Source organism: Bifidobacterium sp. AGR2158 (assembly GCF_000424225.1).
GTDB lineage: Bacteria > Actinomycetota > Actinomycetes > Actinomycetales > Bifidobacteriaceae > Bifidobacterium > Bifidobacterium anseris.
Map to the genome: position 1 here is coordinate 183,437 of NZ_AUJM01000011.1, position 22,852 is coordinate 206,288.

The window sequence follows — 22,852 nt, forward strand, 5'->3', positions numbered from 1 at the left end:
GGATAGCGGCCGGTTGAGACTCGCGACCCGGCCAAACGCGTCGGCTTATTCGGCCTGGTCGGATCGCCCATCCTTGCCGTCGGGATGCTCGGCGGCGCTTATCGCGCTGAGCAGGCCGTGGATGAAGGACGGCGCATCGTCGTCGCACAAGGTCTTGGCGAGGTTGATCGCTTCGTCGATGGCCACTTTGTCGGGAACCTCGTCGTTGTAGACGATCTCCCAGGTCGCAATACGAAGGATATTACGGTCGATGACGTGCATGCGGCGCACCTTCCAGCTGGTGGAATGGTCGTTGAGCATGCGGTCGATGTCACGCCGATGGTCGGCCACGCCGCGCACGATTTCGACGGCGTAGTCGGGAAGCGGTGTCTGCGCGCCCGGTTCGGCGATGCGCTCATCAAGAAGGGACAGGATGTCCTGTCCCTTCTCGTCCGCTTCATACAACGTGTTCAGAGCCCTCTTGCGAGCGGTGGAACGTGCCATGGAGCTGATGGTCCTTACTGGTTGTGCCTGATCAGTTCTCGCGGCCCAGGTAGGAGCCGTCCTCGGTGCTGACCTTGACCTTCTCGCCTTCGCCGATGAACAGCGGCACTTGGATCTCGGCGCCGGTCTCGACGGTCGCCGGCTTCGTGCCGGCGTTCGAACGGTTGCCCTGCAGGCCCGGCTCGGTGTGTGTGACGGTCAGGACGACGGACGCCGGCAGTTCGACGGACAGCGGCTGGCCGTCGTGGAAGGAGACGATGCAGTCGGTGCCTTCGAGCAGGTACTTCGCCTTGTCGCCGACGAGCGTCTTCGGAATCATGACCTGGTCGTAAGTGGTCATATCCATGAAGACGAAGTTGTCGCCGTCGTCGTAGGAGTACTGCAGCGTGCGGTTGTCGACGGTCTCGAACTCCATCTTCATACCCGCGTTGAAGGTCTTGTCGACGATCTTGCCCGACAGGACGTTCTTGATCGTCGTGCGCACGAAGGCGGGGCCCTTGCCCGGCTTGACGTGCTGGAACTTGATGACCTGCCACAGCTGGCCGTCCAGGTTGAGGATGGATCCGTTCTTGATGTCGTTGGTAGTCTGTGCCAAATTACTCACCTATTCATTCGACGTGTCGTACAGCTATACAAAGAGCCTTGCATATTATGCCAGCACCTCCATACAGGGACCACGTAAGCGTCCTGCGGAACCCGTGTAGCGGACGCATGGCTGGCCGCCCACGGTTACGCCGTCGACCGCAACGGGCGGCCGCCGCCGGCGAAACGCGCTATACCTGTGTGCAGTACCTACGTCAGTACCTACGTCAAGGAGGCATCCATGATCGATCCACTCGTCAACGACGCGCTGCTCGACGGCCGCTCCGTCATCATCGTCGGCGCCGCGCCGCTCGCCGACAAGGTGACGACGTTCCAATCCCTCGTCGACGCCGTCGCCGATATGCGCAAGCTCGCCATCATCGACGAGAAGCACGTCCTGCCGACGGTGCCGCCGTCCGCAAACGTCATCGACGTCGAGTTCAAGGGCGTCGACACGATCCACCGCGAGATCCGCGAGCATGACGACACGGCCGTCGCCGTACCGAACATGCGTCGCGGCGACATCGTCCGTCTGCTGATGGACTTCGCCGGTCAGGAGAACGGTCAGGTGCTCCTGATCAACGACGCGCGCTCGGACGCCGAGGACACGCTGCGCAACGACCTGCCGATGATCCTGCTCAAGTCGTCGCCGTCCGGCCATACCGAGTTCTCCGATGCAGCGATCAAGGCGATGAATCCGGTCGTCGTCTCCCTCGACGAGAACGGCAACGTCGACTCGCTCAAGGTCGTCGATCTGCACAAGGAAGGCCTGCACACGGTCACGTTCCACTGATCACGTTTCACCGATCCGTCCGCCGCTGCACATGACGGCCGCCTGCGCGTCCACTTGGCCGCGCAGGCGGCCGTTTCTTGTGGCTGCCCGTTTTTGCAACTGTCCAGCTTTTGTGACTACGCACAAAAATCGCCGCGCCTCTCCCCGCGATTCGCACAACGCGCGCACATGCCGCGCGTCCGTAGACTGGGCACGTTCGCCGCGCCTTCGGGCGCGCGCATGTCCATGTCCGCCATCGAAAGTGCAGCATCCATGATTCGCAGCAGAACCGCGCAGCTCATCCTCCAGACTTTCTACGTCGCGCTCGGCGCCGTCGGCGTCCTCGGCAGCCTCGGGCTGTACGACGCCGAGTTCGACGCCGACTTCTTCGTCTACTTCACGAACCTGTCGAACTACCTGTGCATCGCCGTCGTGCTGTGCGAACTCGTTCAGACGGCGCACCGCCGCGACGACGGCCCGGTCACCTTCGCCCCGCAGCTCAAGTTCGTCAGCGTCATCGCGATCCTGCTCACGTTCTTCGTCTTCAATCTGCTGCTCGCCGGGCAGCCCGACCGCGACCCCGCGCAGAACTTCCAGGTGACTAGCCTGCTCTTCCACGTCGCGCTGCCGCTGCTGTTCACCTTCGACTGGCTGCTGTGCTACGAACATCGCCGCGTCCGCTGGACCTATCCCTTCGCTGCGACGATCTTCCCGCTGTGCTACGTCGGCTTCGTCTACATCCGCGCATGGCTGTGCCATTTCGATCCCAGCACGCCGCTGCTCTACCCCTATTTCTTCCTCGATGCCGCACAGCTCGGCGTCGGCGGCGTCCTGCGCTGGATCGGCGTCCTGCTCGTCGCGTTCATTACCTTCGGCTATCTGATGGTCGGCCTCGACCGTGTGCTGCCGACCAACGCCGACGCGCCCGCTGTGGCGCGCGCCTCCGCGACCCAAGTCGACTGATCCGCAACCGCCACTTCTCCCCCGCAGCCGCCCACCCGGGCGGCTGTTCTGGTATACGGCGGCTGTGTGCCGCCCAGATGGCAGTACGTGATTGATGTCAACCACAAACTTCCACCCACAACCTTCACAACGGCAGTCTGCGATTGACCGCAACCGCCGACTGCCGCGGACCACCCCAGAAACAGCAGTACATGGTTGACCTTAATCACCGACTTCCATCAGCGGCCCCCACAATATCAGTCGGTGATTGAGCAATCATCAACTTCCACCAAATCCTCACATTGGACCCCCAACACGCCGCAGATACAAGGAAGCCCCCACCGGTTGGGGTGGGGGCTTCCTCAGTCGCGTACTACCGCGTCAGATCCGCTGAAACAAAATCAGCCGAGGATCTTGGTGACACGGCCCGAGCCGACGGTGTGGCCGCCTTCGCGCACTGCGAAGGTGAGGCCCTCTTCCATCGCGATCGGCTGGATCAGCTCAACCGTGAAGGTCGCGTGATCGCCAGGCTGAACCATCTCGACGCCTTCCGGCAGCGTGATGACGCCGGTGACGTCCGTCGTGCGGAAGTAGAACTGCGGACGGTAGTTCGAGAAGAACGGCGAGTGGCGGCCGCCCTCATCCTTGGTGAGGACGTAGACTTCGCCTTCGAACTTGGTGTGCGGGGTGACCGAACCCGGGGCGGCCACAACCTGGCCACGCTCGACGTCGGTACGGTTGATGCCGCGCAGCAGCAGACCGGTGTTGTCGCCAGCCTCGCACTCGTCCATCTGCTTGTGGAAGGTCTCGATGGAGGTGACGGTGGTGGTCTGGGTCGGGCGGATGCCGACGATCTCGACGTTGGTGTTGATCGGCAGGCGGCCACGCTCGACACGACCGGTGACGACGGTGCCACGACCGGAGATCGTGAAGACGTCCTCGATCGGCATCAGGAACGGCTTGTCGAGGTCATGGACCGGCGTCGGGATGTAGTCGTCGACGTCGTTCATCAGTTCCTTGACGGTCTCGACCCACTTCTCGTGATCCGGAGCATCGTCGTGCAGCGCGCCGTAAGCGGAGGTGTGGACGACCGGGCAGTCGCGATCGAAGCCGTTCTCGTCGAGGAGGTCACGGACCTCTTCCTCGACGAGCTCAATGAGCTCTTCGTCATCGACCATATCGCACTTGTTCAGCGCGACGAGGATCTTCGGGACGCCAACCTGACGGGCGAGCAGGACGTGCTCGCGGGTCTGGGCCATCGGGCCGTCGGTGGCGGCCACAACGAGGATCGCGCCATCCATCTGGGCGGCGCCGGTGATCATGTTCTTGACGAAGTCGGCGTGGCCCGGGCAGTCGACGTGAGCGTAGTGACGCTTCTCAGTCTGGTACTCGATGTGGGCGATGTTGATGGTGATACCACGCTGCTGCTCTTCCGGAGCGGCGTCGATCTGGTTGAAGTCGTACTCCGGGTTCAGATCCGGGAACTCATCGTGCAGGACCTTGGAGATCGCTGCGGTGAGGGTCGTCTTGCCGTGATCGACGTGGCCGATCGTACCGATGTTAACGTGCGGCTTAGTACGCTCGTACTTTTCCTTTGCCATGTGTTTGTCCTCCTGGACGTTCTCGTAGTAAGCCTTGATCGCTCAAGGCACTTGCTACAGTTTACTGGGTTTCTGGGTTGTCGCCACTTGTAGAGCCCGAACCCAGTCAGCGCTACAGAATATTAGCGCTGACTGGAGACAGGTTCAAGCCAAATGGCAGCGCGTGTCACTCGCCGCGCTGGGCCTTGATGATCTCGTCCGCGACGGCCTTCGGGACCTCCGCGTAGGAGTCCATCTGCATCGTGAACATCGCACGACCCTGGGTCTTGGAACGCAGGTCGCCGATGTAGCCGAACATCTCGGACAGCGGGACCTTCGCGTCGATGACCTTGACGCCGGTGGCGTCGTTCATCGACTGGATGGCGCCACGACGGGAGTTGAGGTCGCCCATGACGTCGCCCATGTACTCCTCCGGGGTACGGACCTCGACGGCCATGATCGGTTCGAGGATGACCGGCTTGGCCTTCGGGGCGGCTTCCTTGAAGCACATCGAGCCCGCGATCTTGAACGCCATTTCCGAGGAATCGACGTCGTGGACCTGGCCGTCGACGATCGTCGCCTTGACGCCAACGACCGGGAAGCCCGCGAGGATGCCGGATTCCATGGCCTCCTGCACGCCGGCATCGATCGAAGGGATGAACTCCTTCGTGATGTGGCCGCCGGTGACCTCGTTCGCGAACTCGTAGACCTCGCCGTTCTCGGTGTCGAGCGGCTCGAAGTTCATGAGCACCTTCGCGAACTGGCCGGAACCACCGGTCTGCTTCTTGTGCGTGTACTCCTGGCCGATGACGGCCTTGCGGATCGTCTCACGGTAGGCGACCTGCGGTTTGCCGACGTTGCACTCGACCTTGAACTCGCGGCGCATACGGTCGACGATGATGTCGAGCTGGAGCTCGCCCATGCCGGAGATGAGGGTCTGGCCGGACTCTTCGTCGGTCTTGACCTGGAAGGTCGGATCCTCGTCGGAGAGCTTCGCGAGGGCGAGGCTCATCTTCTCCTGGTCGGCCTTCGTCTTCGGCTCGACGGCCACCTCGATGACCGGGTCCGGGAAGGTCATGGACTCGAGTGAGATCGGGTGCTTCTCATCGCACAGCGTGTCGCCGGTCGTGACGTTCTTCAGACCGACGAAGGTGTAGATGTTGCCCGCCTCGGCCGCGTCGACCGGGTTCTCCTTGTCGGCGTGCATCTGGAAGATCTTGCCGACGCGTTCCTTCTTGCCCTTCGTCGAATCGAGCACGTTGTCGCCCGGCTTGACGGAGCCGGAGTAGACGCGCACGAAGACGAGCTTGCCGTAGAACGGGTGGGTCGAGATCTTGAAGACGAGCGCCGAGAACGGATCGTCGAGCGTCGGCTTGCGGTCGATCTCGATGGACTCGTCAGACGGGTCGAAGCCGACGATGGACGGGACGTCCTCCGGGCTCGGCAGGTAGTCGACGACGGCGTCCAGCATCGGCTGCACACCCTTGTCCTTGAACGCGGAACCGCACAGGACCGGGTAGGCCTGACGCGAGATCGTGAGCGTGCGGATGCCCTTGCGGATCTCCTCTTCGCTCAGTTCGCCGGTCTCGAGGTACTTCTCGATGAGCTCCTCGTCAGACTCCGCGACCTGGTCGAGGAGTTCGGCACGGTACTGCTCGGCGCGTTCCTTGAGATCGTCCGGGATGTCCACGGTGTCGTAGTGCGCACCCATGTCGTCCTTGACGTCGTTCCAGACGTAGGCCTTCATGCGGATCAAATCGACGACGCCGACGAAGTCGTTCTCGGCACCGATCGGCAGCTGGACGACGAGCGGGGTCGCGCCGAGCTTCTCCTTGATGGTGTCCACCGAGTAGTAGAAGTCGGCACCGAGCTTGTCCATCTTGTTGATGAAGCAGATGCGCGGGACGCCGTACTTGTCGGCCTGACGCCACACGGTCTCGGACTGCGGCTCGACGCCTTCCTTGCCGTCGAAGACGGCGACGGCGCCATCGAGGACGCGCAGCGAACGCTCCACCTCGGCGGTGAAGTCGACGTGGCCCGGCGTATCGATGATGTTGATCTGGAACTTGTCGCCCGTGTCATGGGTCTGACGGTTCCAGAAGCAGGTCGTCGCGGCGGACTGGATGGTGATGCCGCGCTCCTGCTCCTGGGCCATGAAGTCCATCGTCGAAGCGCCGTCGTGGGTTTCGCCGATCTTGTAGTTCTTACCGGTGTAGTACAGAATACGCTCGGTAGTGGTGGTCTTACCGGCATCGATGTGCGCCATGATGCCGATGTTACGAACCTGGTTGAGGTTGGTAAGCACGTCCAGTGCCATGAATGTTCCTTAACTCTTCGTTTCTGTGGCTAATTACCAGCGGTAATGAGCGAAGGCCTTGTTGGCTTCCGCCATCTTGTGCGTGTCCTCGCGACGCTTCACGGAAGCACCGAGGCCGTTGGAGGCGTCGAGGATCTCGTTGGCGAGACGCTCAGCCATCGTCTTCTCACGACGGGCGCGGGAGAAATCGGTCAGCCAACGCAGCGACAGCGTGTTCGCGCGGGCCGGCTTGACCTCAACCGGGACCTGATAGGTCGCACCGCCGACGCGGCGGGAACGGACCTCGAGCGACGGGCGGATGTTGTCCAGCGCGCGCTTGAGCACCGCGACCGGCTCCTGGTCAGTCTTCTCCTTGACCATGTCGAGCGCCGAGTAGACGATGTCTTCGGCGATCGACTTCTTGCCGTCGAGCAGAATCTTGTTGATGAGCTGTGCCACGACGGTCGAGCCGTAGATCGGGTCCGGCAGCAGCTGGTGTTTCTTGGCGGGTCCTTTACGTGACATATCTCTTACTTCGCCTTCTTTGCTCCGTACAGGGAACGGCCCTGCTTACGATCCTTGACACCCTGCGTATCGAGCGCGCCGCGCACGATGTGGTAGCGCACGCCCGGCAGATCCTTGACACGGCCGCCGCGCACGAGCACGATCGAGTGCTCCTGCAGGTTGTGGCCCTCGCCCGGAATGTAGGCGGTGACTTCGACGCCCGAGCTCAGGCGCACACGAGCGACCTTACGCAGAGCCGAGTTCGGCTTCTTCGGCGTCGTCGTGTACACACGGGTGCACACGCCGCGGCGCAGCGGGCTTCCCTTGAGCGCCAGCGTCTTGGACTTCTTCGGCTTTGCCTTACGTCCCTTACGGACAAGCTGTTCAATAGTAGGCAACTTGAATTCTCCGATTCAGTGGTTTCTGTTCTTCCTAGTGAAGCCGACTGATCGCAGCCTCACTCTCCCCCGATGCACTGAACGAAGAAAAGACAGCCACTGTTCACCGGCCCGATGACCCTTCGTTCTCTCACTGGTCGCATTGCTGCGCATGATGCAAACGAACTCGGGGATATCCCAGCACATGCTCCTGTCACATAAGGTGCGCGGCTGGCACACACAATCGATGAATATACCACGAAGCCCGGATAACAATCAATTGTGAAGGCTCCCTCGGTGTGTCTTCACAATTGGCTCTCCACCGCCGCGTCCTTGTCGTATCCCACTGCGTCCCGTTCCATCTTCCCCGTCGACGACCCACCCCGCAAGCGGGCCCATCCGCGGGCAGAATCCTCGCCCCTACCGACAAACCAACCCGCTCCGGGGCGACCCATCGCCGGAGTCGACGAACCAACTCGCAACTAGACCCTTCCGCAGGCCGAACCGTCGCCAACGTCGACGAACCGACCCGCATTGCGATCCCTCCGCGGGACGGATTGTCGACGCGGACGACGGAACGGGGCGGAAGCGCCGGCCGAGAACGGGCGCGGAAACACGAAGACCCTCCGCGAGGGAGGGTCTGAGGTGGGGTGGCTAACGCGGCTCGAACGCGCGACCTTCTGAACCACAATCAGATGCTCTACCAACTGAGCTATAGCCACCATCGCAACGGTTCCGTGAAGAACCGGGCAACAGATGAACACTATACACCATCCGCCCCCGACCCGTTCCCACGGCGTGTCGCATCCGGTGCACGGCCTGTCGCGAACCAATCGGGAGTAGACTGGAGACATAATTCAACAGGGCTACAACATGAAGCGCATGTGGCGCTGCAACTCCTTTCCAGCATGATGGTTTCCTTGATCAACGGTGCATGGTTTCCTGATGCGAATGAATGACGCATGAGCCGCATGAATGATGGATTGAGATCGAACGGCGCTCCTGATCGAGACGACCCGCACGGCGTGCATCGAAGGCGATACCCGCCCCACGGCCACGCCACCCGCTGGCAGCGGCTGGCACCCCGAAAGAGGCTGACCCCACCGAAGAGGTACACCACAACACTAGGGTCCGATTCCGCAGGAGGATCCAGCGGGAGTCATCCACGAGGAGCCGACGCACAGCGCAGGCGCAGACACAGGCACAGCGCAGGCACATGGTGGTGCGAACGCGACGCGCATCCCCGCGGATTCGACACAGCGCAGGAAGGCGCACAGGTCGTCCGACGACAGTGAGGATGAGGTACAGAGGAAACAGAAAAAACAGACGAGGCGGCCCCCGAAGCTACCTAGACACTCCGGGGGCCGCCCCTTTTTTTGTGTTCGGACTTCCCTCCGTTCCCATACCAGCGTTCCCATACCAGCCCCCGCACCGCCATCGTCTACGCTGGAACCATGATGATCCTCGCCCTCCCCGCAGCCGCCACATCCGTGGCAACCGCCACAACCGCCGCAACCACCGCCGATTTCATTGCGCGCCGCCAGTTCGCCCCGTGCTACATCTGGCTCGACATCGCGTTCCTCGTCCTGTACGCCGGACTGCTGCTGTGGCGCCGTCGCCGCATGACGGTGCTCATCGGCCTCGCCGCCGGGCTCCTCTACTTCGCCGTCGACTTCGGCATCTTCCATCTGGCCCTCCATACGCGTTCGATCTCGCCGAACGCGTCGTTGTTCTGGGTGCTGCTGTGGATGTCGATGAGCTACGGATTCACGAACTTCACCTGGATCTGGCTATATCTGCGCCGCGACGACCGTCTCATCGAATGGTCGACGCTGATCTTCGGCTGGTGGTTCTGCGCGCCGCTCATCGCGCAGACGCTCACGTCGCGTTTCCTGCCCGGCCAAGCCGCGCACCCGATCGTCATCCAGCGCACGACGGGCGCCTACCACGGTTGGATGGCGCTCATCCTGTTCGTCGGCTACGCGGCCGTCATTGTCCACAACCTGGGCTTCGCCCTGCGTCCCGCGCTGCGCATCGACATCCGGTGGCTGCTCGTGTGCGGCATCGGCATCCAGTTCGCGTGGGAGCTCGCGCTGCTGCTCGGCGGTATCCGCAGCGCCGGACTGAGCCCGCTGCAGTCGCTCAAGCCGCTCGTCATCGATTCGCTGTTGGAGACGAACCTCTGCATGCCGTACATCTACCTGATCTTCCTCGCCGTCTCCGCTCGCTGGCATGAGGATCTGAGCGCCCGCATGCCCGCGCTCTCACTGGCGCAATCGCTCGAACGATCCGTCACGCGCGCCCCGCGCGTCCCCCGCCGTCCGTTCACCGTCACCGCAATCCGCGGCACGCAGCCGCCGACCGACTAGACTTGCCTACGATACGGACCACGCATATCCCGACCCAACACGTCCAGACCCAAGGAGCCCATCATGCTGTCCTTCCAGAACGATTATTCCTCGACGGCCGCGCCGCAGATCCTGACCCGCATGCAGCAGATCGAGCACGAGCAGCACCCCGGCTACGGCACCGACGACTATTGCAAGATCGCGGCGGACAAGATCGTCAAACTGTGCGACGACCCCGAGGCGCAGGTGTGGTTCCTCGTCGGCGGCACGCAGACGAATCAGACGGTCATCTCGGCGATCACGCCGCAGTACGCGGGCGTCGTGTGCGCGGACAGCGGCCATATTAACACGCATGAGGCGGGCGCGATCGAGGCCACCGGCCACAAGGTGCTCCCGCTGCCAAACGAGGACGGCAAGATCACGGCGGCGCAGCTCGACGACTACTGCGAGCGCTTCTATGCCGACGCCAACCACGAGCACATGGTCTTCCCCGGCGCCGTCTACATCTCCCAGCCGACCGAATACGGCACCGTCTACACGCTCGAGGAGCTCGAGGCGCTCTCCCAGGTCGCGCACGACCGCAAGCTGCCGCTGTTCATCGACGGCGCGCGCCTCGGCTACGCGCTGACGAGCGACGGCAACGACGCGAACCTCGACGACATCGCGCGCGTCGCCGACGTCTTCACGATCGGCGGCACGAAGGTCGGCGCGATGTTCGGCGAGGCCGTCGTGTTCACGCGCGGCAACACGCCGAGGAACTTCACGACGCTCGTCAAGCAGCACGGCGCACTGCTCGCGAAGGGTTGGCTGCTGGGTCTGCAGTTCGACACGCTGTTCACCGACGACCTGTACTTCAAGCTGTCCGAACATGCGAACAAGGAGGCCGACAAGATCCGTCAGGCGCTGACGGACAAAGGCTACGACGTGGCCTTCGTCTCGCAGACGAACCAGATCTTCATCACCGTCTCCGACAAGAAAGCTGCCGAACTGGCCAAGCATGTGACGCTCGGTTTCATGGAGGCCGTCGGCACCGACCGCGTCATGCTGCGCATCTGCACGAGCTGGGCGACGACCGACGAGCAGACGGCCGAACTGATCTCCTACCTGTGAGTTTCCGTGAATTGATTTTTGCGAACCGATTCCCTCGCTGCATCGATTCCGAATACGGCTGCGGCCGCCGACGTCCCGTGACGCCGGCGGCCGCAGCCGTTCTTATCATCTTGTGCGATGTCCTGCGCACAATGTCATTACCGTCATTACCCGCGCGACGTCACCGTCCGTCCGAATTGCCGGCGGCGCGCTTGCCCGCCTGATGCGCGGCGATGACCTCGCGTTCCATCCGCACGAAGCGTTTCACCGACTGTTCGACCGAATACGTCTCCTTCGTGTGTTCGGCGTAGGTCTGCCCCCACTCGTTGAGTTCGCGCGGATGGTCGATCCACCAGTCGATGCGGTCGGCAAGCCCTTCGGGATGCCCGACCGGATACGACGACTCCGGCGTCAGCGAGAACTGCCCGGCCGCGCTCAGCGGCGAATCGGCGATGACCGGCACGAGGCCGCACGCCATGCCTTCGATGACGCTCACCGATTCGAGATCGGCGATCGACGGATGGCACAGCAGGTCGCACGAGCGCAGCAGATCCGGCATGTCGGCGTTGCGGTGGAAGCCGATCGTCGCCGGGCGTTTGAGCAGCTTGCGCGCCTTGCGCATGACACGGCGCCTGATCGGGCCGGTTCCGGCGATCGTCAGATGGATGTCGTCGGCGTGCGCGCTCATCGAGATCGCCTCGATGAGCTCCACATGGTTCTTCTCATTGGCGAGCCTGCCCGAGGCGATGATGCGGAACGGCACGCCGGCGGGCTCGGCGCCTGGACGCTGCTGCTTCGCAGTGAACCTCGGCTGGTAGCCGTTCGAGATGACGTAGATCGGCTCGCCGTAATGGTGTTCCTCGAGCAGATGCGCGCCGAGCCTCGTCGGCACATGGATCGCGTCGACGTTGCGGTAGAGCCAATGGTGGAAGAGCCAGTACAGGAACGAGTTCATGCCGGGGATGTAGCGCAACGGACCCGCCGAATACATGACGTTCTCCGGCTGCACGTGGAATCCGGCGGTCACCGGCAGCCCGTGCTCGCGCGCGTTCTCGAGCGCATGCCGTCCGAACTTGAACGGCTCGTAGATGTGCACGACGTCGACGCCGTCGAAGGCGCGGTCGAAGAGCGTACGGCTCGGCTGCGCGAACTGCATCTGCTGCTTCGCCGAGATCCAGCTGACAAGCGGGATGCGGTTCTCCCTCGCCGGGTATTCGGGCGCGCCGATGCCGACGAGGCGCACCTCATGCCCCTGCCGCCGCAGCTCCGCCGCCCATTGGGTCGCCGAATTGGAGGTACCGTTGCCGCCGTTGCCGGACGTGTCGACGACGAGCGCGACCTTGAGCGGCCGTTCGTCGTGCTGCTGCTCCGCGTCAGCGGATGCCGTGTTCTGTTGTGCGCACATAGTCGTCCAGTCTAGCGGCCGCGGCGCCGAACCGGCGGTTCGTGCCCACGCGGCGCCCACGGCGCGGCCGTGCACTGCCGGTGGCACAATGGTTGCCATGACGAAAATCGATTGTGCACTCGGCACCCCCAACGGCAAACATCCCACCCGCGCGCTCCTGCTCGGCTCCGGCGAGCTCGGCAAGGAGGTCGCGATCTCGCTGACGCGTCTCGGCGTGCGCGTCATCGCGGCCGATTCGTATGCGGACGCGCCGGCGCAGCAGGTCGCGCACGAGGCGCACGTCGTCGACATGGCGAACGCCGATGCGTTGCGCGCACTCATCGCCGACGTGCATCCGGACATCATCATCCCCGAGGTCGAGGCGATCGCGACGTCGGTGCTCGAAACGGCAGAGCACGACGGCGTGCGCATCGTGCCGAGCGCCAGAATCGCGGCGACGTGCATGGACCGCGAGGCGCTGCGCACGCTCGCCGCGCGCGAACTCGGACTGCCGACGACGACGTTCCGTTTCGCCGGCACCCTCGACGAACTCAGGCAGGCGGCCGACGCGATCGGCTATCCGTGCGTCGTCAAGCCGGTCATGAGCTCCTCCGGGCACGGCCAGTCGGTCGTGCGCGCCGCAGACGGCGTCGACGACGCGTGGACGGCGGCGCAGCAGGGACGCCGCGCGCACGACGAAGGCGACGTCTCCCGCGTCATCGTCGAGCGTCTCGTCGACCTCGACTACGAACTGACGATGCTCACGGTCAGCTCGATCTCGGGCGTCGTCGTGTGCGAGCCGATCGGACAGCGGCAGCAGGACGGCGACTACCGCGACTCGTGGCAGCCGGCGAACGTGGCCGCCGACGTGCTCGAGGAGGCGCGCCGCATCGCGCACGCCGTCGTCGAGGGACTCGTCGCGCGCGCCGGCACCGACACGGCGTGGGGCGTCTTCGGCGTCGAACTGTTCGTGCTCAAGGACGGCACCGTCCTGTTCAACGAGGTCTCGCCGCGGCCGCACGACACCGGCATGGTCACGATGATCAGCCAGCGGCTGAGCGAATTCGACCTGCATGCGCGCGCGATGCTCGGCGTGCCGGTCAAGGAAGGCCACGTCGCGCTCAACATCCCGAAGTACACGGCAGCCGCGAGCCATGCGATCGTCGTCGAGGGACACGGCGAGGCCGAATTCCACGACCTCGACGAGGCGCTCGCGCAGCCGGGCGTCGACGTGCGCGTGTTCGCCAAGCCGAAGGTCGACGGTCACCGTCGCATGGGCGTCGCGCTCGCGCTCGGACAGGACGTCGAGGAGGCGCGTATCCGCGCCGTCGAGACCGCGCAGGCGCTGCAGATCAGCATCGTGTGAGCCGCGCGCGGGCGCGCCCCGCACGTTGTTTGAAACGTGAGAAGGGACGCGCCCATGTTGCCGCCGCTTGCTAGGCTGAGGGCGTCAGTTCACAGCGTTCCATTCCTCTTATCCACGGAAGGCAGAAGCAACACCATGCAGAAGATGGACAAGCTCTACGAGGGCAAGGCCAAGAAACTGTACGCAACGGACGACCCGGACGTCCTGTGGGTCGAATACATGAACCAGGCGACCGCCGGCAACGGCGCGAAGAAGGCTCAGATTGAAGGCAAAGGCAGCCTCAACAACCGCATCACCTCGGTCCTCTTCGACCTGCTCAAGGCGCGCGGCGTGGACTCCCACTTCATCAAGCGCATCTCGGACACCGAGCAGCTCGTGCGCTCGATGGACATGTATCCGCTTGAGATCATTATGCGCAACACGGCGGCCGGTTCCTTCGCGAAGCGCTACGGCGTCGAGGAAGGCACGAAGCTCGAGCGCCCGATCCTCGAGTTCTGCTACAAGTCCGACGAACTCGGCGACCCCTTCATCAACGACGACGGCATCGTCGCGCTCGGCCTGGCCTCCGACGAGGAGCTCGCCGAGATCTCGAAGCAGGCGCGCGCCGTCAACGACGCGCTGCTCGACATCTTCTCGAAGATCGACGTGCAGCTCGTCGATTTCAAGATCGAGGAAGGCAAGACCTCCGACGGCACGATCCTGCTCGCCGACGAGATCACGCCGGACACGTGCCGCCTGTGGGACCTGAAGGACGGCTCGGGACAGATCGAGCATCTCGACAAGGACCTGTTCCGCCGAGACCTGGGCAACATCATCCCCGCCTACGAGGAGATCTACGACCGCCTGACGGCACTCGCCGAGCAGGAAGGCATCGAACGCGCCGAATGACGCCGACGGCCCGCATCCGGCACCCACCGGATGCGGGCCGTTTTGCCGTCCCCGGCGGCGCGCCGCCTGTGGCCGCGTGCCCTTCATCCCCCAATTTCATTGCATTCCTACCCATTCCACCTGCAACCATCAGAGTCAAGAGAGCAAGGAAGAACCGTGGTTTTCCGCGTATATGTTGAAAAGAAGCCGGGCTTTGACGTCGAGGCCCAGCAGCTCACCCAGGAACTCAGGACGATTCTGGGCATCAAGCCGCTCGAACGGATCCGACTGATCAACCGCTACGATGTCGAAGGCATCGGCGAGGAGCTGTTCGGACAGGTCGTGCCGACCGTCTTCAGCGAGCCGCAGTCCGACGAGGTGTCCTTCGACCTTCCCGACTTCGGTGACGATGCCGTCTTCGCCGTCGAGTTCCTGCCCGGTCAGTTCGACCAGCGAGCCGACTCGGCGAGCGAATGCATCCAGCTCATCAGCCAGGGTGAACGGCCGACTGTGCGCTCGGCCACGCTCTACGCGCTCAAGGGCAACCTGAGCGCGCCGGACATCGACGCAATCAAGAAGTACGTCATCAACCCGGTCGAAGCGCGCGAGGCGAGCCTCGCGACGCGCGACACGCTCGCGACGCAGATCCCGACGCCCGGCAAGGTCGAGGTCATCGACGGTTTCCGCGACATGGACGACGAGCAGCTCGAACGCTTCATCGACGACCGCGGGCTCGCGATGGACGTCGCCGACCTGCAGTTCTGCCGCGACTACTTCGTCGGCGAGGAACGCGACCCGACGATCACCGAGATCAAGGTCATCGACACGTACTGGTCCGATCACTGCCGCCACACGACCTTCGGCACGCAGCTCGACCATGTGACGATCGACGACGAGACCGTCCGGGGCGCCTTCGAACGCTACCTGAGGATGCGCGAGGAGCTCGGCCGCGGCGACCGTCCGGTGACGCTGATGGACATGGGCACGCTCGGTGCGAAGTGGCTCAAGGCGAACGGCATCCTGACGAACCTCGACGAATCCGAGGAGATCAACGCGTGCACCGTCAAGGTGAAGGTGGACGTCGACGGCGAGGACGAGGACTGGCTGTTCCTGTTCAAGAACGAGACGCACAACCATCCGACCGAGATCGAACCCTTCGGCGGCGCGGCGACCTGCATCGGCGGCTGCATCCGCGACCCGCTGTCGGGACGCTCCTACGTCTATCAGGCGATGCGTGTGACCGGCGCGGCCGATCCGCGCACACCTATCGACGAGACGCTCGAAGGCAAGCTGCCGCAGCGCAAGCTCGTCACGACGGCCGCGCACGGCTACTCCTCCTACGGCAACCAGATCGGTCTGGCGACCGGCCAGGTCGATGAGATCTACCATCCGGGATACGTCGCCAAGCGCATGGAGGTCGGCGCCGTCGTCGCGGCGACGCCCGCCGACCATGTGCGCCGCGAGACGCCGGCGCCCGGCGACCGCATCATCCTGCTCGGCGGCCGCACGGGACGTGATGGCATCGGCGGCGCGACCGGCTCGTCGAAGGCGCACAACGTCGAATCGCTCGAACTCGACGGCGCCGAGGTGCAGAAAGGCAACGCGCCCGTCGAGCGCAAGCTGCAGCGCCTGTTCCGCCGCGGCGACGCGTGCCGCCTGATCAAGCGCTGCAACGACTTCGGCGCCGGCGGCGTCTCGGTCGCGGTCGGCGAGATCGCCGACGGCCTCGACGTCGACCTCAACCAGGTGCCGAAGAAGTACGAGGGCCTCGACGGCACCGAGCTCGCGATCTCCGAATCGCAGGAGCGCATGGCCGTCGACGTGGCCGCCGAGGACGTCGACGAGTTCCTCAGGTACGCCGCCGAGGAGAACCTCGAGGCGTCGGTCATCGCGACCGTCACCGAGGAGCCGCGCATGGTCATGCGCTGGAACGGCGACGCGATCGTCGACCTGTCGCGCGAGTTCCTCGCGTCGAACGGCGCCGACAAGCATCAGGACGCGCATGTGACCATGCAGGACGGCTACGTCACGCCGTTCAACGAGGGCACGCTCGCCGAACGCATGGACACGATGCTCTCCGACGTCAACGTCGCCTCGAACAAGGGCCTGTCCGAGCGCTTCGACTCGACGATCGGCGCCGGCACCGTGCTGATGCCGTTCGGCGGCCGCACGCAGCTGACCGCGCCGATGGCGATGGTCGCCAAGCTCCCGGTGTTCGGGGAGACGACGACTGCGTCGGCGATGGCGTGGGGCTTCAACCCGTACATCATGGAGAAGAACCAGTTCACCGGAGCCTACCTGTCCGTCGTCGAATCGCTCGCCAAGCTCGTGGCCGCCGGCTTCGAGCATGAGAAGGCGTATCTGAGCTTCCAGGAGTACTTCGAGAAGCTGCGCGACGAACCGGAACGCTGGGGCAAGCCGCTCGCGGCCGTGCTCGGCGCGCTGATGGCGCAGGTCGACCTCGGCGTCGGCGCGATCGGCGGCAAGGATTCGATGTCCGGATCCTTCGAGGACCTCGACGTGCCGCCGACGCTGATCTCCTTCGCCGTCGCCGTCGGCAACATGAACCGCGCAACGAGCCCGGAGTTCAAGCAGGCCGGGCACCGCGTCGTGCGCATCGCGCCACGCTACCTCGCCGATGGCCTCACGCCGGACAAGGACGCGCTGCTCGAGGCGTTCCACGTCGTCGAGGAGCTCGTCGACTTCCATGACGCGCTCGCCGTGGCCACGCCGGGATACGGCGGTACCGCGGAGTCGCTGTTCCGCATGACACTCGGCAATCGGATCGGCGTCAGGCTCGACGACTCGATCACCGTCGACGACCTGTTCGCGCCGGCATACGGCTCCTTCATCGTCGAACTGACCGATGACGCGAAGCTTCCGGCGACCTCGAACCTCGTCGAGATCGGCTTGATCGGTGAGACCACTGACGACTACGTCTTCCATGCGGCTAACGAGGATCTGCCGATGGCGCGGCTGCAGGAGACGTGGGAGCGCGGCCTCGAATCGGTGTTCCCGTATCGCACGCCGGCCGGCACCGAGAGCGAGCAGGTCGAGACGATCTCCTTCGAGACGGATCGTCGCGTGCAGTATTCGGGACCGAAGATCGCCAAGCCGCGCGTCGTCATCCCGGTGTTCCCCGGCAACAACTGCGAGTACGACACAGCGGCCGCGTTCGAACGCGCGGGCGCCGAGGTGACGACGCTCATCGTCAACAACCTCACGCCGCAGGCCGTCGCCGACTCCGCTCAGGCGCTCGTCGACGAGATCGGCCGCAGCCAGATCGTCATGATCCCCGGTGGTTTCTCGGGCGGCGACGAACCGGACGGTTCGGCGAAGTTCATCACGGCATTCTTCCGCGCGCCGGCCGTCACCGAGGCGGTGCGCGATCTGCTCAAGAACCGCGACGGCCTGATGCTCGGCATCTGCAACGGCTTCCAGGCGCTCATCAAGCTCGGCCTCGTGCCCTTCGGCGACATCGTGCCGATGACCGACGCGTGCCCGACGCTCACGTTCAACGAGATCGGACGTCACCAGAGCCGTCTGGTGCGCACACGCGTCGCGTCAAACCTTTCTCCGTGGCTTGCGAAGACCGAGGTCGGCGATGTGCACACCGTCGCGATCTCGCATGGTGAAGGCCGTTTCGTCGCATCTCCCGATATGCTCGCGCAGCTCGCCACGAACGGCCAGATCGCCACGCAGTACGTGGACGAGGACGGCGTGCCGAGCATGGACCTGTCGGTCAACCCGAACGGTTCGTTGCTCGCCGTGGAGGGCATCACGAGCCCTGACGGCCGTGTCTTCGGCAAGATGGGCCATTCGGAGCGTTCCGGCAACGGCCTGTATCTCAACGTGCCGGGCAACACCTACCAGCCGATCTTCGAAGCCGGCGTCGAGTACTTCGGCTGAGACGGCGTTCGGCGAACGTCTGGGCGGCCCCGCGGAATTCGTTCCGCGGGGCCGTTCCCATAAGGAGCAGCTGCGTGTGGATACGCAGCTATAAGTAAGGAGGAGCTCATGAGCTTTGCCTCTTCGCAGCCGCGTCCCATGCGGCGCGCCGAGCGCGAGGTGACCGATCCGGCGCAGATCGAGCAAATCCTGCGCGACTGCGATGACATGCGCGTCGCCTATCAGGATGCGCAGGGATTGACGATCGTGCCGGTCAACTTCGCATACACGGCCGATTTCGGGACCACACCGCACCGGCTCACGTTGTTCGCGCATTCGGCGGTCGAGGGGCGCAAGATCGACGCGATCCGCGCCGCCGGCAACGCGCTGCCGGTCGCGTTCGAAATGGACTGTGACACACGGATTCACACCGGTCACACGCCCTGCGCGACGACGACGGAGTTCCGTTCGCTCGTCGGCACCGGCACGGCGAGTCTGGTCGACGACGTTGAGGAGAAGATCGCCGCGTTGCGCCTGCTGCTCGAGCAGTGCGCCGGCATGCCCGACGCGCCGCTGCTCCCCCGTCAGGTGAGCAAGGTGGCCGTGTGGCGCATCGATGCCATCGACTTCAAGGCCAAGCACCATCCTGCACCGGCCCGGCACCGCGACTAGCGCCCCTATCTGCGATTTTAGGGTGGGCACCTCCGGAGACTTGACCGATATTCGTGCGCTTCCTATCGCTTTTGTGTGCATATGGTAGGTTCAAGGGGTATCCGAGCAGAGGTCTTCAAAACAGCACCACCCCAAAATCGCAGATAGGGCCACAACACCCATGCGCCATCACTCCATACGATGGGTCGACCATCCAACCGCAACCACCCAACCGCATAGCTCGATTGTTTGCCTGGACAACCGAGCTATGCGGCCACGGTGGCATCCAGCGGGGAATGCGCATGGGCAGAATGAGCGGTCGCATGCGGATCTGAGACAATATGTGCGCATAACCGCCAATCATGTGCAAATATGTGCGCATACGATGATCCAAGCCGAGATAGCCTCCTTCCCTGCGGCGCATATCTCGTTTTTTCATATGAATTACCGAGATATGCGTCCGACCTTGGCTGGTTCGGCAGGCGACATGAATCAATGCCGCCGATCATACCCAAGCACCATTCCGCGCCGGCTATGCCCCGACTGCCCTCCTCCTCGCCTTTCATAACGAACGCGGGCCCGCGCACCCAACCGGATGCGCGGGCCCATCTCCGTCAGCGGAGACCAGCGGATCGTATCTACAATCCCAGGATCTGCTTCTTCTTGAGGTTGAACTCCTCCTGCGTGAGGATGCCGGCGTCAAGCAGTTCCTTGAGGTTCTTCAGCGCCTCCATCTGCTCGGACAGCGACATCGACGACTGCGCGGACGGCTGCGCAGAACCGCTCTGCGCCGCCGCGTCGGACTGCGCAGCCGACGTCGTCACCGCGGCGTTCGCCGAATTGACGAGCTGCCCCATCTGCTGCCCGGGCATCGCGCCGGTCATCGGGTTGACGCCCTGTGCGAAGCCGACGCCGAGCATCATGCCGCCCATATCGCCGAATCCGTTGTCCTGCACGCCCTGGGCGATCTTCTGCTGCGCCGCGATGTTCGACGCCTGCTGCGAGACGTTCTCGTATGCGGTCACGTTCATGCGGTTCGCCGCGTACTGCTTAACGAGTTCGCGCGATTCCGGCGTGAACTCGATGCTTTCGATGCCGATACCGGCCAGATGGATGCCGAAGCGCGACTCCCACGTGCCGGCGTTCGCCGCGTCCGCCGAGATCGCCTGTGCGATCGCGTTCGCTTGGCTCGGCAGTTCGGAGATGCGGTATTCGTTCGACAGCGAATTGAGCGCGACCGAGAACGACTGCATGAATTCGCTCAGCAGCTGCGATTTCGTCTTCGGCTCGTCGAAGCTGATGTAGTCGACGTTCGGCGGCACGAACTGTCGGATGAAGGCGGTCGGGTTCGTGATGCGCAGCGACATCATGCCGCGTGCACGGATGTCCAGATCGGTGTCGTAGAACCTGTCGTGGTACATCAGCGGCGCCGGCGTGCCGAATTTGAGGCCGCGGATCTCGCGCAGGTTGACGAAGGCGACGCGCTTGTTCGCCACTGGCTCGCCGCCGTACTTGAAGCGTTCGCCGATCTGACCGAAGATCGACTTGCCGATGCCGTCGCCGGCGAAGACGCTGTCGGTGCCGCCGGTGCGGTATTCATAGCCGCCCGATTCGGTGATGATGTTCTCGATGCCCGACTGGTCGAAGATGAACGCGGCCGTGTTCTCCGGCACGTAGATGCGTGACCCATTGGAGATCACCGCGTCCGAATGCCGCGTGTTCGAGCCGCGCCCGCGGTTCGTCTCCTGGTAGACGCCCGGCATCAGCGCCGCATGCTCGTCGAAGCGGTCCACGGTGATGATGTCGAGCCACTGGTCGGCGAAGGTGCCGCCCAACGCCCCGGTGAATGCCCTGATTAACGCCATAGCTGCCTACTTTCTGAAGTTCCCGTGGATATGGTTTAGAGGTGTTCGTTCCTGCCGCAGTATTCGCATGTGACCGACGCGCCTTCGGTGCCGTGCAGCGCGGCCCCGCAACCGAAGCAGGTTTTCGACACCGTCTTCGCAGCCTTCGGCTTAGTCAGGCCGCTCATGTTGAACGCCTCCGCCATCTCCTTGGTCGCGCCGCTCAACGCGCTGGCGATGCCGCTAATGAACGTCTTCGGCGCACCGACGATGTCCTCATCGCTGCCGGTGATCTCCTTGTTGATACCGTTCGCGAGCTTCATGAGATCCGTATGGGACTCCATACGCAGTTCGATCTTCCCTTTGCGTAGCAGAATGTCGCATTGGTGGTTGTCGCCTTTGTCGATGATGAGCTGTGGCTTGCCGTTCACCACCTTGATATCGCGCAGCGCCCACGAGAACGTGTGGTCGATGTCCTTGCCGAACATCTTGATCTGCGTGTACGTGAACACGAGACTCATGTTGGTCAACGTCAGTTCTCCGCGCTCGAAGCCCTTGAAATCGGGGCTTTCGCAACCGACGCCGTCAAACTGCGCGATGATGCCTTCATTCGGCAGCAGATCGATGCTGTGCATATCTGTCCCTCCTCACTTCCTTGTGGAATGTGCTTCTCTCAGCTAAATTCACCGTACCAGAGCGGCCTTAGCTGTCATGCGCTGGCGACTGCGTTCTTGTTGCCGCGCTTGACGACGATCATCCAGATCGATCCTACGATGACGGCGACGGCGGCGATGTAGAACAGATAGACGCCGAAGCCGAGGCTATAGGATCCGTATGGGGTGAAGCTCATATTGAAATAGACGTAGGTCAATGTCGCGATGATCGCGAAGACGAGCGTCGGGATGCCTTTCGCGGCGATCGCGAAGATGAGCGCGAGCACACCGCATGCCGCGATGACGATGATTATGCCGAGGATGACCTCGGATACGCCGAAGCTCATGTTCGCGATCTGCTGCATTTCCTTCCACCGTTCCGCGATCGTGAACGCCGTCATCGTGTCATTGCTTGCCGTGGCGTATGGCAGCACGAGTGAGACGAGCATGACGAGTGATCCGATGATCGTGAGCGCGCGCGGTCCTGCGAGTGATGTCCTCTTCATGATGACTCCTTATATAGAAAAGAAAGATTGATTGAATGAATGGATGATTGCTACCCATGACTGATTTGGACGACGATCGACGCGCACAGCAGCAGTACTGTCGCGACACATGCGATCGCGAGCGCGATCAGGACAAGGTTGCGTCCTGACACGTGCCCTCGGCGCCCAGTGACCGCGAATGCCACGCCGCATATGGTGAACATGAGGATGATGAACATGAGGGCGCCGCTCCAGTTCGGGCTCCATTCGTCGAAGCTTGATACGCCGTATATCGCGCCAAGGCATGCGACGACGACCGCGGCGATCGCCCATTTTGAACGTGGTCCGTTGTTGTCCGCGGTGATCCAACGCCAGAACCGCCGTTTCGCGATGACATCCGAGGGAACGACGGTGCTCTGCGCGGCCATCTGTTCGGCAAGCTCACGGTACAGGCGGCTGCATGCGCCACTGCTGTCGTTCGCGCCGAGCGGCGCGTCGATGATGACCGCACTCTGTTCGCCGCTTTCGACGACGCGCGCCTCGTATGTACCACCACCGTTTGGAAGATGGAAACTCACGGTGCGCGCGGCGTCATCGTTGCCGACCACGTCGAATCCCGCACTGTACCGCAACGTCTGCAGCAACGTGGCATAGGTCTGCGCGACGGGCGCTTGATAGCTTTGCCGAGCTACTGGCACGCGGTGTGTCGCGGGATTCGATTCGGTCATGATGGGTCCTTCG

Annotated in this window: 19 protein-coding genes and 1 tRNA gene; 8 read left to right on the forward strand and 12 right to left on the reverse strand. The window is 63.5% G+C overall.

Going from position 1 to position 22,852, the window contains the following annotated elements; all coding sequences use genetic code 11:
• Window positions 1-45: 45 nt before the first annotated feature.
• Window positions 46-483 (reverse strand): transcription antitermination factor NusB, encoded by a 438-nt coding sequence (gene nusB, locus G606_RS0101125; protein WP_026644457.1) that lies wholly within the window; start codon window positions 481-483, stop codon window positions 46-48.
• A 31-nt stretch (window positions 484-514) separates the two neighbouring features.
• Window positions 515-1,078, reverse strand: a complete 564-nt coding sequence (efp, locus tag G606_RS0101130) for an elongation factor P (protein WP_024540768.1) — start codon at window positions 1,076-1,078, stop codon at window positions 515-517.
• Between the two features lie 228 nt (window positions 1,079-1,306).
• On the opposite strand from efp, the gene G606_RS0101135 reads away from it, so the two are divergent.
• Together G606_RS0101135 and G606_RS09380 are read left to right on the forward strand one after the other, a co-directional pair.
• On the forward strand, window positions 1,307-1,858 hold the full coding sequence (locus G606_RS0101135) for a hypothetical protein (RefSeq protein ID WP_026644458.1): 552 nt from the start codon (window positions 1,307-1,309) through the stop codon (window positions 1,856-1,858).
• Window positions 1,859-2,110: 252 nt separating this feature from the next.
• Window positions 2,111-2,800, forward strand: coding sequence for a Pr6Pr family membrane protein (locus G606_RS09380; protein WP_051198399.1), 690 nt, complete (start codon window positions 2,111-2,113; stop codon window positions 2,798-2,800).
• Between the two features lie 380 nt (window positions 2,801-3,180).
• On the opposite strand, the gene tuf is transcribed toward G606_RS09380, so the two are convergent.
• From tuf to G606_RS0101165, 5 genes are all read right to left on the reverse strand, one after another.
• Complete coding sequence (gene tuf / locus G606_RS0101145) at window positions 3,181-4,380, reverse strand: elongation factor Tu (RefSeq protein WP_026644459.1); 1,200 nt, start codon at window positions 4,378-4,380, stop codon at window positions 3,181-3,183.
• Window positions 4,381-4,546: 166 nt separating this feature from the next.
• Window positions 4,547-6,676: an elongation factor G gene (gene fusA, locus G606_RS0101150; protein ID WP_026644460.1), complete on the reverse strand. Its 2,130-nt coding sequence runs from the start codon at window positions 6,674-6,676 to the stop codon at window positions 4,547-4,549.
• Window positions 6,677-6,709: 33 nt separating this feature from the next.
• Window positions 6,710-7,180, reverse strand: coding sequence for a 30S ribosomal protein S7 (gene rpsG / locus G606_RS0101155; RefSeq protein WP_003813834.1), 471 nt, complete (start codon window positions 7,178-7,180; stop codon window positions 6,710-6,712).
• Window positions 7,181-7,185: 5 nt separating this feature from the next.
• Window positions 7,186-7,557 (reverse strand): 30S ribosomal protein S12, encoded by a 372-nt coding sequence (gene rpsL, locus G606_RS0101160; protein WP_006294990.1) that lies wholly within the window; start codon window positions 7,555-7,557, stop codon window positions 7,186-7,188.
• Window positions 7,558-8,182: 625 nt separating this feature from the next.
• A tRNA-His gene (locus G606_RS0101165) sits at window positions 8,183-8,258 on the reverse strand.
• A gap of 732 nt (window positions 8,259-8,990) precedes the next feature.
• Between G606_RS0101165 and G606_RS11095 the strand changes: the two genes are divergently transcribed.
• Window positions 8,991-9,905 (forward strand): hypothetical protein, encoded by a 915-nt coding sequence (locus G606_RS11095; RefSeq protein WP_155802706.1) that lies wholly within the window; start codon window positions 8,991-8,993, stop codon window positions 9,903-9,905.
• 63 nt (window positions 9,906-9,968) lie between these two features.
• A complete protein-coding gene (locus G606_RS0101175) occupies window positions 9,969-10,994 on the forward strand; it encodes a threonine aldolase family protein (protein ID WP_026644461.1) in 1,026 nt (341 codons plus the stop codon).
• Window positions 10,995-11,154: 160 nt separating this feature from the next.
• Here the strand turns inward: G606_RS0101175 and G606_RS0101180 are convergent, their stop codons facing one another.
• Window positions 11,155-12,378, reverse strand: coding sequence for a glycosyltransferase (locus tag G606_RS0101180; RefSeq protein ID WP_026644462.1), 1,224 nt, complete (start codon window positions 12,376-12,378; stop codon window positions 11,155-11,157).
• A gap of 88 nt (window positions 12,379-12,466) precedes the next feature.
• Between G606_RS0101180 and purT the strand changes: the two genes are divergently transcribed.
• The 4 genes from purT (at window position 12,467) to G606_RS0101200 (ending at window position 19,150) form a co-directional block, all read left to right on the forward strand.
• Window positions 12,467-13,723, forward strand: coding sequence for a formate-dependent phosphoribosylglycinamide formyltransferase (gene purT / locus G606_RS0101185; protein ID WP_423734399.1), 1,257 nt, complete (start codon window positions 12,467-12,469; stop codon window positions 13,721-13,723).
• 135 nt (window positions 13,724-13,858) lie between these two features.
• Entirely contained in the window at window positions 13,859-14,611 is a 753-nt protein-coding gene (purC, locus tag G606_RS0101190; RefSeq protein ID WP_026644464.1) for a phosphoribosylaminoimidazolesuccinocarboxamide synthase, read from the forward strand.
• Window positions 14,612-14,767: 156 nt separating this feature from the next.
• Window positions 14,768-18,499 (forward strand): phosphoribosylformylglycinamidine synthase, encoded by a 3,732-nt coding sequence (locus tag G606_RS0101195; protein WP_026644465.1) that lies wholly within the window; start codon window positions 14,768-14,770, stop codon window positions 18,497-18,499.
• Window positions 18,500-18,607: 108 nt separating this feature from the next.
• Window positions 18,608-19,150 (forward strand): pyridoxamine 5'-phosphate oxidase family protein, encoded by a 543-nt coding sequence (locus tag G606_RS0101200; protein ID WP_231371366.1) that lies wholly within the window; start codon window positions 18,608-18,610, stop codon window positions 19,148-19,150.
• 617 nt (window positions 19,151-19,767) lie between these two features.
• Here the strand turns inward: G606_RS0101200 and G606_RS0101205 are convergent.
• The 4 genes from G606_RS0101205 to G606_RS09390 form a co-directional block, all read right to left on the reverse strand.
• The gene (locus G606_RS0101205) at window positions 19,768-20,994 is read right to left on the reverse strand and encodes an SPFH domain-containing protein (protein WP_026644467.1); all 1,227 of its coding nucleotides are present in this window, start codon (window positions 20,992-20,994) and stop codon (window positions 19,768-19,770) included.
• Between the two features lie 35 nt (window positions 20,995-21,029).
• Window positions 21,030-21,608: a hypothetical protein gene (locus G606_RS0101210; protein WP_026644468.1), complete on the reverse strand. Its 579-nt coding sequence runs from the start codon at window positions 21,606-21,608 to the stop codon at window positions 21,030-21,032.
• Window positions 21,609-21,682: 74 nt separating this feature from the next.
• Complete coding sequence (locus G606_RS0101215) at window positions 21,683-22,132, reverse strand: hypothetical protein (protein WP_026644469.1); 450 nt, start codon at window positions 22,130-22,132, stop codon at window positions 21,683-21,685.
• A 50-nt stretch (window positions 22,133-22,182) separates the two neighbouring features.
• Window positions 22,183-22,839, reverse strand: a complete 657-nt coding sequence (locus tag G606_RS09390; RefSeq protein WP_051198301.1) for a hypothetical protein — start codon at window positions 22,837-22,839, stop codon at window positions 22,183-22,185.
• Window positions 22,840-22,852 lie beyond the last annotated feature (13 nt).

Bases quoted from the DNA above. Each gene is read 5' to 3' on its own strand.
- nusB (WP_026644457.1), bottom strand. From the start codon at position 483: ATGGCACGTTCCACCGCTCGCAAGAGGGCTCTGAACACGTTGTATGAA.
- G606_RS0101135 (WP_026644458.1), top strand. From the start codon at position 1,307: ATGATCGATCCACTCGTCAACGACGCGCTGCTCGACGGCCGCTCCGTC.
- G606_RS09380 (WP_051198399.1), top strand. From the start codon at position 2,111: ATGATTCGCAGCAGAACCGCGCAGCTCATCCTCCAGACTTTCTACGTC.
- tuf (WP_026644459.1), bottom strand. From the start codon at position 4,380: ATGGCAAAGGAAAAGTACGAGCGTACTAAGCCGCACGTTAACATCGGT.
- fusA (WP_026644460.1), bottom strand. From the start codon at position 6,676: ATGGCACTGGACGTGCTTACCAACCTCAACCAGGTTCGTAACATCGGC.
- rpsG (WP_003813834.1), bottom strand. From the start codon at position 7,180: ATGTCACGTAAAGGACCCGCCAAGAAACACCAGCTGCTGCCGGACCCG.
- G606_RS11095 (WP_155802706.1), top strand. From the start codon at position 8,991: ATGATGATCCTCGCCCTCCCCGCAGCCGCCACATCCGTGGCAACCGCC.
- G606_RS0101175 (WP_026644461.1), top strand. From the start codon at position 9,969: ATGCTGTCCTTCCAGAACGATTATTCCTCGACGGCCGCGCCGCAGATC.
- G606_RS0101180 (WP_026644462.1), bottom strand. From the start codon at position 12,378: ATGTGCGCACAACAGAACACGGCATCCGCTGACGCGGAGCAGCAGCAC.
- purT (WP_423734399.1), top strand. From the start codon at position 12,467: ATGGTTGCCATGACGAAAATCGATTGTGCACTCGGCACCCCCAACGGC.
- purC (WP_026644464.1), top strand. From the start codon at position 13,859: ATGCAGAAGATGGACAAGCTCTACGAGGGCAAGGCCAAGAAACTGTAC.
- G606_RS0101200 (WP_231371366.1), top strand. From the start codon at position 18,608: ATGAGCTTTGCCTCTTCGCAGCCGCGTCCCATGCGGCGCGCCGAGCGC.
- G606_RS0101205 (WP_026644467.1), bottom strand. From the start codon at position 20,994: ATGGCGTTAATCAGGGCATTCACCGGGGCGTTGGGCGGCACCTTCGCC.
- G606_RS0101210 (WP_026644468.1), bottom strand. From the start codon at position 21,608: ATGCACAGCATCGATCTGCTGCCGAATGAAGGCATCATCGCGCAGTTT.
- G606_RS0101215 (WP_026644469.1), bottom strand. From the start codon at position 22,132: ATGAAGAGGACATCACTCGCAGGACCGCGCGCGCTCACGATCATCGGA.
- G606_RS09390 (WP_051198301.1), bottom strand. From the start codon at position 22,839: ATGACCGAATCGAATCCCGCGACACACCGCGTGCCAGTAGCTCGGCAA.